5 protein-coding genes are annotated in these 11,478 nt (G+C 69.8%); all 5 read left to right on the top strand.

Going from position 1 to position 11,478, the window contains the following annotated elements:
- Positions 1–62: 62 nt before the first annotated feature.
- The 5 genes from J2Y58_RS00815 to J2Y58_RS00795 all read left to right on the top strand — a co-directional run bounded on the left by J2Y58_RS00815 (position 63) and on the right by J2Y58_RS00795 (position 11,453).
- The gene (locus J2Y58_RS00815; protein ID WP_310097243.1) at positions 63–2,405 is read left to right on the top strand and encodes a family 20 glycosylhydrolase; all 2,343 of its coding nucleotides are present in this window, start codon (positions 63–65) and stop codon (positions 2,403–2,405) included.
- Positions 2,402–5,014 carry a glycosyl hydrolase 2 galactose-binding domain-containing protein gene (locus J2Y58_RS00810; protein WP_310097240.1) on the top strand — a complete coding sequence of 871 codons (2,613 nt, stop codon included), beginning with the start codon at positions 2,402–2,404 and terminating at the stop codon, positions 5,012–5,014. The genes J2Y58_RS00815 and J2Y58_RS00810 overlap by 4 nt, the downstream gene beginning before the upstream one ends.
- Complete coding sequence (locus J2Y58_RS00805; protein ID WP_310097237.1) at positions 5,011–7,533, top strand: glycoside hydrolase family 3 C-terminal domain-containing protein; 2,523 nt, start codon at positions 5,011–5,013, stop codon at positions 7,531–7,533. The genes J2Y58_RS00810 and J2Y58_RS00805 overlap by 4 nt, the downstream gene beginning before the upstream one ends.
- Before the next feature lie 180 nt (positions 7,534–7,713).
- Positions 7,714–9,141, top strand: a complete 1,428-nt coding sequence (locus tag J2Y58_RS00800) for a glycoside hydrolase family 125 protein (protein ID WP_310097233.1) — start codon at positions 7,714–7,716, stop codon at positions 9,139–9,141.
- Positions 9,141–11,453 carry a GH92 family glycosyl hydrolase gene (locus J2Y58_RS00795; RefSeq protein WP_310097231.1) on the top strand — a complete coding sequence of 771 codons (2,313 nt, stop codon included), beginning with the start codon at positions 9,141–9,143 and terminating at the stop codon, positions 11,451–11,453. Before J2Y58_RS00800 ends, J2Y58_RS00795 begins: the two co-directional genes overlap by 1 nt.
- Positions 11,454–11,478: the final 25 nt, after the last annotated feature.

Raw genomic sequence — 11,478 nt, 5'->3', positions numbered from 1 at the left:
GGACGCGGGCGGTGGCGGGCGGCATGATGTGCCCAATACCAAAACAGAACCAAGGAGCTGCGATGCGCCGCCGCATGAAGACCGGAATGGCCGCATTCTCGCTGACGTGCCTCGCCGTTCCGGGCTTTGCGCAGTCGCTGCTGCCGCTGCCGCGGTCGATCGTGCGGGGTGCGGGGAGCATCACGGTGGCGGACGGGGCCACGATCGGTGCGGTTCCGGAGGCTTCGGGGGCCGCCAAGGTGCTCATCGAGCATGTGAAGGCGACACGCGGGTTGTCGCTGGCGATCACCGACGGTGTCGCCCGGATCCGCTTCGAGCGCGAAAATAGCAGCCCCGGGGCAGAAGACTATCGGATCATCGTCGCCAGGGATGCCATCCGGGTGCGCGCGGGCACACCGGCGGGCTTCCTGAACGGCGCGATGACCGTCGCGCAGCTCTTGACCCCCGACGCGCAGGTCGGGCGCCCGGTGCGCGTGCCGGCGATGACGATCGACGACGGCCCACGTTTCGGGTGGCGCGGGTTGATGATCGATCCGGCGCGGCACGTCCTGCCGATGGCGGAGCTGCGGCGGATCGTCGACCAGATGGCGGCGGTGAAGCTCAACACGCTGCACCTGCATCTGACCGACGATCAGGGCTGGCGGTTCGAGGTGAAGCGCTATCCGAAGCTGACCGAGGTCGGCGCGTGGCGGACGCCGCCGTCGATCGGCGGACCCGCCCCCGCCACGCGCGTCGGCGGTTTCTATACGCAGGACGCGTTGCGGGCGCTGGTCGCCTATGCCGCCGAGCGCAACGTGACGATCGTGCCCGAGATCGATCTGCCCGGCCATGCGACCGCGTTGGTTTCGGCCTATCCCGAGCTCGGCATCCTCGGCGACAAGCCGCCGGTCGGCAACCGCTGGGGGATCGAGCCGTACCTCTTCAATCCGGGGCCGGAGGGAATCGCGTTCGTCAAGGCGGTGCTCGACGAGCTGACCGACGTCTTCCCGGGCACCTACGTCCATCTCGGCGGCGACGAGGCGCTGAAGGACCAATGGCAGCGCAGCGCGGCGGTGCAGGCGCAGATCAAGGCGCTGGGGCTGGCGAACGAGGAAGCGCTGCAAAGCTGGATGATCGACCAATTCGGCGCCTATCTGCAGACCAAGGGCCGGCGGCTGATCGGCTGGGACGAGATCCTGGAGGGCGGCCTGCCCGCATCGGCGTCGATCATGTCGTGGCGCGGCGAGCAGGGCGCGATCGCCGCCGCCAACCAGGGGCATGACGTGGTGCTGTCGCCGGGCACGCCGCTGTACCTCGACCGCGTGCAGAGCAACCTGGCCAGCGAGGTGCCGGGGCAGAATGTCGTCAGCTCGCTGGCCGACGTCTATGGCTATGAGCCGATCCCGGCGGGCATCCCGGCCGACCGCGCACACCATGTGCTGGGCGCGCAAGGCAATGTGTGGAGCGAGTATCTGGTCACGCCGGCGGCGGTGCAGTTCCACATCTTCCCGCGCGCGGCCGCGATCGCCGAAATCACCTGGTCGGCGAAGGACAAGCGCGACCTGAAAGGGTTCCTGCCACGGGTGCGGCAGCAGTCGGCGCGCTGGACCGGTGCGGGGATGGATGTCGCGGACAGCGCGTTCGCGGTCGATTTCACGATCGCGGGCAGCCGCGGCGATGCGCTGCGCGCGAACCGCGTGCCGCTGACGCTCGCCACGCAGAGCGGGTACGGGACGATCCGCTACACGACCGACGGCAGCGCGCCGACCGCCCGGTCGCGCGCCTATCGCGCACCATTGTCGCTGACGCCGGGTACGGTGGTGCGCGCCGCCGCCTTCGATGCTGCAGGCGTCGCGACCGCGGCGGTGCGGCAGTTCGATACGTCGCGTCGTGCGCTGCTGACGCGCGGCAACGGTGCGCTGGTGCCGTGCGCGGGCACGCCGTTCGGGTTGCGCGTGCCGCTGACCCCGGACGCGCCCGAGCGGACGCCCGCGTTCAACCTGAATTTGTTCAACACCTGCGCGGTCTATCCCGCCGCGCCGCTGGACGTGGCCGGCAGCTACTCGGTCGAGGTGACGCGGCTGGCGCGCAACTGGGCGCTGGGGCACGATCAGGCGAAGCTGCGCGACTATTATCCGGTGTCGCCGCACGGCGAGTTGCTGGTGCAGATCGGCTGCACGGCTCCGGTCAATGGGCCGTTCAATGGGTCGACGAACGGTCAGCAGGCCGCAGCCAGGAACGCCAGACCCGTGCCGATCGGCACCTTTCCGCTACCCGATCCGGCCACCGCGCCGCAAACCTTCACCTTTACCGGCACGCTGCCGAAGACGACCGGGGATCAGGACCTTTGCCTTCAGTTCACCGCCCCGCTCGGCGATCCCTATTACGCGGTCGCCAGCGTGCAATTGACGGAGCGGCGCCGATGAAGTGGCTGGCGCTGCCGTTGCTGCTCGCCTCGACCGCGGCGGTCGCGGCGCCGAAGACGGTGACCGCGCTGGATAGCGGATGGCAGGTGCGGATCGACCCGCAGGACGCGGCGGCGGCCAGGGCGCATCCGCGCGCGGCGACATGGTTTGCCGCGACGGTGACTGGCAGCGTGCAGCAGGCGTTGATCGCGACGAAACAGGTGCCCGATCCCTTCAAGGGCACCAACGAAGCGGCGATCCAATGGGCCGGGCTGACCGGATGGCAGTATCAGCGCACGCTGACGCTGACGCCTGCGCAGCTGGCGCGCGATCACCTCGACCTCGTCTTCGACGCGCTGGACACGTTCGCGATCGTCGCGGTCAACGGGCAGGAGGTGCTGCGCACCGACAACGCGCACCGGCAGTGGCGCGTCGATGCCAAACGCTTCCTGACGGCGGGGAAGAACACGATCACCCTCACCTTCGCGTCGCCGATCAGGACGATGCAGCCGAAGGTGCTGACCGAGGCCCATCCGCTGCCGGGCGAATATGATTCCGCGTTCGGCGACGAGCCCAAGGGCAAGCAGACCTCGCCCTACATCCGCAAGCCCAAGTACGACTGGAGCTGGGACTGGGGGCCGCGGATCATCAACATCGGGCCGACGCAGCCGATGCGGCTGGAGGCGTGGGACGATGCGCGGCTGGCGATGCTGCGCGTCGAGCAGGTCGCGCTGAACGAAGCCGAGGCGCGGCTGGACACGAAATTCGACGTCGTCGCGGATCGCAGCGGCCCCGCGCTGGTGCGCGCAGCCGTCACCGGTCCGGACGGCATGGTGGTGACCGCCGAGCAGCGGGTCATGCTGGCGGCGGGCGACAATCGCGTCACGGTGCCGCTGACGATCGCGCAGCCGCAGCGCTGGCAGCCGGTCGGTTATGGCGCGCAGCCGCTGTACCGGGTGGCGGGGACGCTGGTCGAGAACGGCGTCGACAGCGACCGGGCGGAGCGGCGCATCGGGTTGCGGACCGTGGAGTTGATCCGCGGGGGCGCTGGTCAGGATCGGGGCGCGTTCGGGTTCAGGGTGAACGGCACGCCGATCTTCGCCAAGGGCGCCAACCTGATCCCGTTCGACAATTTCCCCGCGCGCGTGACGGCGGAGAAGATGCGCGCAATCCTGACCGACGCGACATCGGTTCATATGAACATGATCCGCATCTGGGGCGGCGGTTATTACCTGCCTGACGCGTTCTTCGACGCCGCCGACGAACTGGGGCTGATGATCTGGTCGGACTTCATGTTCGGGGGCGCGGTGACCCCGCCGGACGCGGCGTTCCGCGAGAACGTGCGGATCGAGGCCGAGCAGCAGGTCGCGCGCGTCGCCGGCCACCCGTCGATCGTGCTGTGGGCGGGCGGGAACGAAGTGCTGTCCGGCTGGGAGAACTGGTCGGATCGCAAGGCGTTCAAGAAGGCGGTCGGTGCGGACGCACAGGAGCGGATCGGCGCCGGGATGGCGGTGCTGTTCGACGGCGTGCTGCGGCAGGCGGTGCGCGACTTCGATCCGGCGGTGCCCTATTGGCCGGGGTCGCCGTCGACCGATTACGACGGCCCGGTCGATACCGATGCGGCGGGGGACCGGCATTTCTGGGACGTATGGTCGGGGTCGAAGCCGGTCGCGAATTATTTGAACTCCTGCCCGCGCTTCATGTCCGAATACGGGTTCCAGGCGATGCCGGACCTCGCGACAATCAGGGACTTTGCGGGGACGCTGGACGTGTCGCCGACCGACGCGGTGATGAAGGCGCACCAGAAATTCCTGGCGGGCGAAGGCAACGACCGGCTGCTGTTCTACATCCGCGAGCGGCTGGGCGAGCCCCGGGGGCTGGCGGACTACGTCTATCTGAGCCAGGTCAATCAGGCGCAGGCGATCGAGATGGCGGCGCTGCACCAGCGCGCGTGCCGTCCGGTGACGATGGGATCGCTGTACTGGCAGTTGAATGACACGTGGCCGGCGATCTCGTGGTCGAGCATCGATTATGACGGGCGGTGGAAGCTGCTGCATCATGCCGCCCGGCGCTTCTTCGCGGATCAGGTGATCGTCGCTGAGCACACGGGCGGGTCCGGCGACGGCGCGACGCGGGTCGCCCTGGTCTCGGATGCGACCGCGCCGGTGGCGGCGGTCTGGCGGGTGCGCGCGCTGCGCACCGATGGTCATGTGATCGACGAGCGTAGCGGCGCGGTGACGCTCGCGCCGCTGTCCGCAACCGAGGTGGCGACGCTGCCCGATGCCGAGATGTTCGGGATGACCGATCCGAAGGACAGTGTCGTGCTCGCCGAATTGTCGATCGGCGACCGGGTGGTCGATCGCCGCATCGTCGAGCGCGTGCTGCCGAAGGACGTGCGCTGGCCCGATCCGGGGCTGTCGGCGCGGTGGGACGGGCGGACGGTGACGATCACCGCCACCCGCCTCGCCCGCGCGGTGATGCTCGATTTCGGCGCGGTATCGGCGCGGCCGTCCGACGACGGCTTCGACCTGTTGCCGGGCGAGCGCCGGACGATCACCGTGGCGTCGCCGGCGACGCCGGCACAATTGCGGCGCGCGTTGACGCTGCGCTCGCTGGGAGGACGCAAATGATCTGGTTGCTGCTGGCGAGCGCCGCCGCCGATCCGGTCGCGGCGACGGTCGCGACGATGACGATCGAGGAAAAGGCCGCGCAATTGCAGAGCACGGCGCCGGCGGACGCGAAGGCCGGGCTGCCCGCCTACGACTGGTGGAACGAAGGGCTGCACGGCCTGGCGCGCAACGGCCATGCGACGGTGTTCCCGCAGGCGATCGGGATGGCGGCGACGTGGGATGCGCCGCTGGTCCATCGCATCGGCGACGTGGTCGCGACCGAGGCGCGCGCGAAGTTCAACGCGAACCCTGTGGGCGCGGACCGGCGCATCTACGAAGGGCTGACGATCTGGTCGCCGAATATCAACATCTTCCGCGATCCGCGCTGGGGCCGCGGGCAGGAAACCTATGGCGAGGACCCGTATCTGACCGGCAGCATGGGGGTGGCGTTCGTCACCGGCCTGCAAGGGCCGGACCCGCTGCACCCCAAGGTGATCGCCACGCCGAAGCATCTGGCGGTGCACAGCGGGCCGGAGGCGGGGCGCGACGGGTTCGACGTCGATCCCAGCCCGCAGGATCTGGAGGCGACGTACCTGCCCGCGTTCCGGATGGCGGTGACGCAGGGCAAGGCGCAGTCGCTGATGTGCGCCTATAACTCGATCCTGGGAACGCCGGCGTGCGCGTCGGGCATGTTGCTCAACGACCGGGTGCGGCGCGACTGGGGCTTCACGGGCTTCACCGTGTCGGATTGCGACGCGGTGGCGAACATCCACCTGTTCCATCACTATCGCCTGGATGCCGCCGCCGCCGCGGCCGCGGCGATCAGGGGCGGGAACGACCTGAATTGCGGGAACACCTATGCCGCCCTGCCCGAGGCGGTGAAGCGCGGGCTGGTGAGCGAGGCGGAGGTGGATACCGCGCTCGCCCGCTCGCTGGAGGCGCGGCGGCGGCTGGGGATCGCGTTCGGGGCGACCAGCCCGTGGGCGTCGGTGAAGGCGGATGCGGTGAACACGCCCGCTCACCGCGCGCTGGCGCTGGAGGCGGCGCGCAAGGCGATCGTGCTGCTCCAGAACCACAACCAGCGGCTGCCGCTGGCGACGGGCACGAAGCTGGCCGTGATCGGCGCCAACGCCGACGATCTGGGGGTGTTGCAGGGCAATTACCACGGCACCGCGGTGGCGCCGGTGACGCCGCTGGAGGGGCTGCGGCGGCGGTTCGCGGATGTGACCTATGCGCAGGGATCGGTGCTGGCGGACGGCGCGCCGGTGGTGTTGCCCGAGACGGCGCTGACGGGACTGACCGCCAGCTACAGCGTCGACGGGCGCGAGGTGTTGCGGCGGGCGGAGCGGCGGGTCGACCTCGACCTAACGCGGGTGCCGCCGGCGCCGGGGCTGCCGGTGCAGGGCTATGTCGCGCGCTGGACGGGCACGCTGACCCCGCCGGGGCCGGGCGCGTACCGGCTGGTGCTGGATCAGGCGCAATGCTGGAAGGATTGCAGCACCCACGACACCGCGACGCTGTCGCTGGGCGGCCGGGTGCTGCACGACGGCGCGCTGTCCAGGGGGCGGGTCGAGATCGCATGGGACAGCGATGGACGCGCGCAGCCGCTGGAACTGGTGCTGAACCATGCGAGCCAGGACGAGACGTTCCGGCTGCTGTGGCTGCCGCCCGAGGCGCCGTTGATCGCGGAGGCGGTGAAGGCGGCGCAGGCGTCGGACGTGGTGGTGATGGTCGGCGGGCTGTCGCCCGATCTGGAGGGCGAGGCGTTGCAGGTGCAGGTGCCCGGCTTCGTCGGCGGCGACCGCAGCGACATCGCGCTGCCGTTCGCGCAACAACGGCTGCTCGGCGCGCTGAAGGCCACGGGCAAGCCGGTTGTGCTGGTGCTGGCGAGCGGGAGTGCGGTGGCGGTCGATCCCGGGGCGGCCGATGCGGTGGTGGAATTGTGGTATCCGGGCGAGGCGGGCGGGACGGCGCTGGCCGACGTGCTGTCGGGCGCGGTCAATCCGTCGGGGCGGCTGCCAATAACCTTCTACAAGGCGACGACCGACCTGCCGGCGTTCGTCGACTACGGCATGAAGGAGCGGACCTATCGCTACTTCACCGGCACCCCGCTGTGGGGGTTCGGGCACGGGCTGTCCTATACCACGTTCGGTTATGACCAGGTGGCGGCGGCGCCGAGCGTCGCGAGCGGGCAGCCGCTGCGCGTCTCGGCGCGGGTGACCAACAGCGGCGCGCGCGACGGCGAGGAGGTGGTGCAGGCGTATCTGGTGCCGCCGAAGGTCGCAGGCGGCGGGTTCACCGCGCCGGTGCTGCAACGGCAGCTGGTCGGATTCCAGCGGGTGCCGTTGCGTGCGGGCAGGAGCGCGACCGCGCGGTTCACGATCGATCCGCGGATGATGAGCGTCGTCGACCGCAACGGGCGGCGGCATATCGTGCCGGGGGCGTATCGCCTGTGGATCGGGGGCGGGCAGCCGGGGAGCGCGGCGGGCCAGTGGACCGAGTTTGCGGTGACCGGGCAGGACGTGGAGCTGCCGAAGTGATGTTGGTGGTGACCTCACCTCCTGCTCGTCACCCCGGCGAAGGCCGGGGTCCAGCTGCGGAACGTTGATGACGACGCGCAGCGCTCCCTTACGACGCCCTTCCCGACTGGGCCCCGGCCTTCGCCGGGGTGACGGTGGTGGGTGGGGTGAAGGCATGTTCAGCCAATCGAGGACCCCCGCATGACCATCGACCGCCGCGCCTTCCTTGCCGGGACCGCCGCGTTGGCCGCGACGCCCGCCATCGCTGCGCCCGCCGCCGGCTATGCCAGCAAGCGCCCTGCCCCGGCCGACCGGCGCTTCACCTCGCCCGCGGTCGAGCGCGAGCTGGCGCGGGTGGCGAAGCAGATCGCCGACCCGAAGCTGCGGTGGATGTTCGGGAATTGCTATCCCAACACGCTCGACACCACCGTCAAGATGGCGACGGTCGACGGCAAGCCCGATGCGTTCGTCATCACCGGCGATATCGACGCGCTGTGGCTGCGCGACAGCTCGGCGCAGGTCACGCCGTACCTGCACCTCGTCCGCGAGGACCCGAAGCTGGGCGAGCTGTTCCGCGGACTGATCGCGCGGCAGGCGCGGTCGATCCTGATCGATCCCTACGCCAATGCCTATACGCATGATCCGCGGGCGATGACGCAGCTCGAATGGTCGCTGAAGGACCAAACCGAGATGAAGCCCGGGGTGGCGGAGCGGAAGTGGGAAATCGACTCGCTGTGCTACCCGATGCGGCTCGCGCACGGTTACTGGCAGGCGACGCGTGACGCGCGGCCGTTCGACGCGACCTGGGCGCAGGCGGCACGCGCGAGCATCCGCACCTTTCGCGAGCAGCAGCGCAAGGACGGGCGTGGGCCGTACCGCTTCCTGCGCACCTCCAACCGCAATACCGAGACGATGCCGCTGGAGGGCTGGGGCAACCCGATGCGCCCCGTGGGGCTGATCGTCTCCGGATTCCGCCCCTCGGACGACGCGTGCCAATATCCGTTCCTGATCCCGTCGAACCTGTTCGCGGTCACCGCGCTGCGCCAGCTGGCGGCGGTCGCGAACGAGGCGGCGCACGACGCGGCGCTCGCCAGCGACGCCACCGCGCTGGCCGCCGAGGTGGAGGCGGCGCTGCGCCAGTACGGCACGATGCGGCTGCGCGACGGCGGCGAGGTGTGGGCGTATGAGGTCGACGGGTTCGGCAACGCGCTGTTCATGGACGACGCCAACGTGCCGTCGCTGTCGGGACTGGCCTATCTCGGCTGCGTCGCGCCCGACGACGCGCTGTGGCGGCGGACGCAGGCGGCGGCGTGGAGTGAGGCCAATCCGTATTTCTTCAAGGGTAGCGCCGGCGAAGGGATCGGCGGGCCGCACGTCGGGCTGGGGCAGATCTGGCCGATGTCGCTGATCGTCCGCGCACTGTCGACGACCGACGCGGCGACGATCCGAGCGTGCCTGAAGACCTTGCGCGATACCGATGCCGGTACCGGGTTCATGCACGAGAGCTTCGACATGAACGATCCGACGACATGGACCCGGCACTGGTTCGCCTGGGCCAACGGCCTGTTCGGCGAATTGATCGTGCGCCTTGCCCGCACGAACCCTGCGATCCTGAAGGAAGCATTCTGATGATCAGCCGCCGCGCGCTGCTCGCGACCACCGCCACCGTCGCGGTCACCCCCCTGCCCGCCTTCGCCGCGCGGCCCGCGCGGACGACGCCGAACCTGTTCGTCGGCACCGGCGGCGACGGGCACACCTATCCGGGCGCGACATTGCCGTTCGGGATGGTGCAGCTGTCGCCGGACACCGATGTCGCGCGCTGGGATACCTGCTCGGGCTATCACCACGGCGACGGGTCGATCATGGGGTTCAGCCACACGCATCTGTCCGGCACCGGGATCGGCGACATGCTGGACGTGCTGGTGGTGCCGACGCGCGGGCCGGTGCAGTTGCAGCCCGGGCCGATCGAGAACCCCGACGCGGGGTACCGGCAGCGGTATTCGGACGAACATGCCGAGCCGGGATATTACCGCGTCGCGCTGGAAAGCGGGGTGCGGGCCGAGCTGAGCGTGACCGACCGCACCGGCTGGCACCGCTACACCTTCCCCAAGGGCGCGGGGCACATCCTGATCGACATGGCGCACATGATCCTGGACAAATGGGACAATCCGCCGCTGATCGACGACGGCAGCCTGGCCATCGGCACGGACGGCGTGCTGACCGGCAGCCGCCGCGTCCATCGCTGGGCCAAGGGGCGGCGCATCCATTTCGCGATGCAACTGTCGCGCAAGCCCGATCGCATCGCCTTCTACGGCGACGAGGATGCCGCACAGCCGCAGGGCGCGACCAGTGTCGCGGGCAAGCGCGTGAAGGCGGTGCTGTTCTACGACGATGCCGGAGCCGCGCCGATCGTGATCCGCTGCGGCATCTCGGCGGTCGACGTCGCGGGGGCGCGGGCGAACCTGAACGCCGAGGCGGCGCGTGGCGACTTCGACGGCGTGCGGCGGGCGGCGGCGCGGCGCTGGGCCGAGGCGCTGGGCGCGATCACGGTCGAGGGCGGGACACCCGACCAGCGCACGATCATGGCGAGCGCGCTGTATCACGCGATGGTGGCCCCGACGCTCTATTCGGATGTCGACGGGCGCTATGTCGGGCTCGACCGGCAGGTGCACACCGTGCCGGCCGGGCAGCACGCCTATTCGACCTATTCGCTGTGGGACACGTACCGGGCGCTCCATCCGCTGCTGACGATCGTCGCGCCCGATCGCGTGAAGTCGCTGGTCGACGACCTGATCCGCCAGACGCAGCAGAGCCCGTATGGCCCGCCGGTGTGGCCGTTGCAGGGCGTCGAGACGGGGACGATGATCGGCTGGCACGCCGTCCCGGTGCTGGCCGAGGCGCAGGCCAAGGGGATCCCCGCCGATTATGCCGCGGCGTGGCCGGGGATCCGGAAGCGCTCGTTCGATTTCACCGCCCCCGACCTCGACAACAGCAAGGGCCGCGACCTGTACGATGCCAAGGGCTATGTCCCCGCCGACAAATGGTTCGAGAGCGTCAGCCGCACGCAGGAATATGCCTATGACGACTGGGCGGCGTCGAAGCTCGCCACGGCGGCGGGGGCAACGGCGGACTCGGCGCGGCTGCTCAAGCGATCGGGCAACTGGCGCAACGTAATCGACCCCTCGATCGGCTTCGCGCGACCGAAGTTCGACGACGGCAGCTGGTGGACGCCGTACGATCCCATCCAGCTCGGCCATATGCCCAAGCCCTGGTGGCGGGATTATACCGAGGCGAACGGCTGGCAGGCGACGTTCCTGAACCAGCACGACGTATACGGCCTGATCGCGCACATGGGTGGCGACGCCAAGTTCGAGGCGAAGCTGGACGCGCTGTTCACCGCGCCCTCCACCCTGCCCAAGAACGCGCCGCCCGACATCAGCGGGCTGGTGGGGCAATATGCGCACGGCAACGAGCCGGACCAGCATGTCGCCTATCTCTATGCCTTCACCGGCGCACCGTGGAAGACGCAGAAGATGGTGCGGCGGCTGTGCACCGAGATGTACAGGAACGATCCCGACGGCGTGATCGGCAACGACGATTGCGGGCAGATGAGCGCGTGGTTCGTGCTGTCGTCGCTCGGCTTCTATCCGGTCGATCCGGTCGAGGCGGCGTATGTGTTCGGCTCGCCGCTGTTCGAGCGCACGACGGTCGCGCTGCCGGGCGGCAAGCGGCTGGTGGTCGAGGCGCCGGGGAATACCGAAGCGACGCCGTATGTGACCGCGGTGACGTGGAACGGGCGACCGTGGACGAAGAGCTGGATCGCGCATGCCGATCTGGTGAAGGGCGGTACGTTGCGGTTCGCGATGAGCTCGACGCCGAACCCGGCCTTCGGGCGCGCGCTGGCGGACCGTCCGCCGTCGTTCGGACGGGTGCCGGGGTGACGCGCGATTGTTTCAGGAGCCATCG

This window comes from Sphingomonas sp. BE138 (assembly GCF_031456125.1).
Classification (GTDB): Bacteria; Pseudomonadota; Alphaproteobacteria; order Sphingomonadales; family Sphingomonadaceae; genus Sphingomonas.
This window is presented reverse-complemented; position numbering and strand designations above follow the sequence as displayed.

Bases quoted from the DNA above. Each gene is read 5' to 3' on its own strand.
- J2Y58_RS00795 (WP_310097231.1), top strand. From the start codon at position 9,141: ATGATCAGCCGCCGCGCGCTGCTCGCGACCACCGCCACCGTCGCGGTC.
- J2Y58_RS00815 (WP_310097243.1), top strand. From the start codon at position 63: ATGCGCCGCCGCATGAAGACCGGAATGGCCGCATTCTCGCTGACGTGC.
- J2Y58_RS00800 (WP_310097233.1), top strand. From the start codon at position 7,714: ATGACCATCGACCGCCGCGCCTTCCTTGCCGGGACCGCCGCGTTGGCC.
- J2Y58_RS00805 (WP_310097237.1), top strand. From the start codon at position 5,011: ATGATCTGGTTGCTGCTGGCGAGCGCCGCCGCCGATCCGGTCGCGGCG.
- J2Y58_RS00810 (WP_310097240.1), top strand. From the start codon at position 2,402: ATGAAGTGGCTGGCGCTGCCGTTGCTGCTCGCCTCGACCGCGGCGGTC.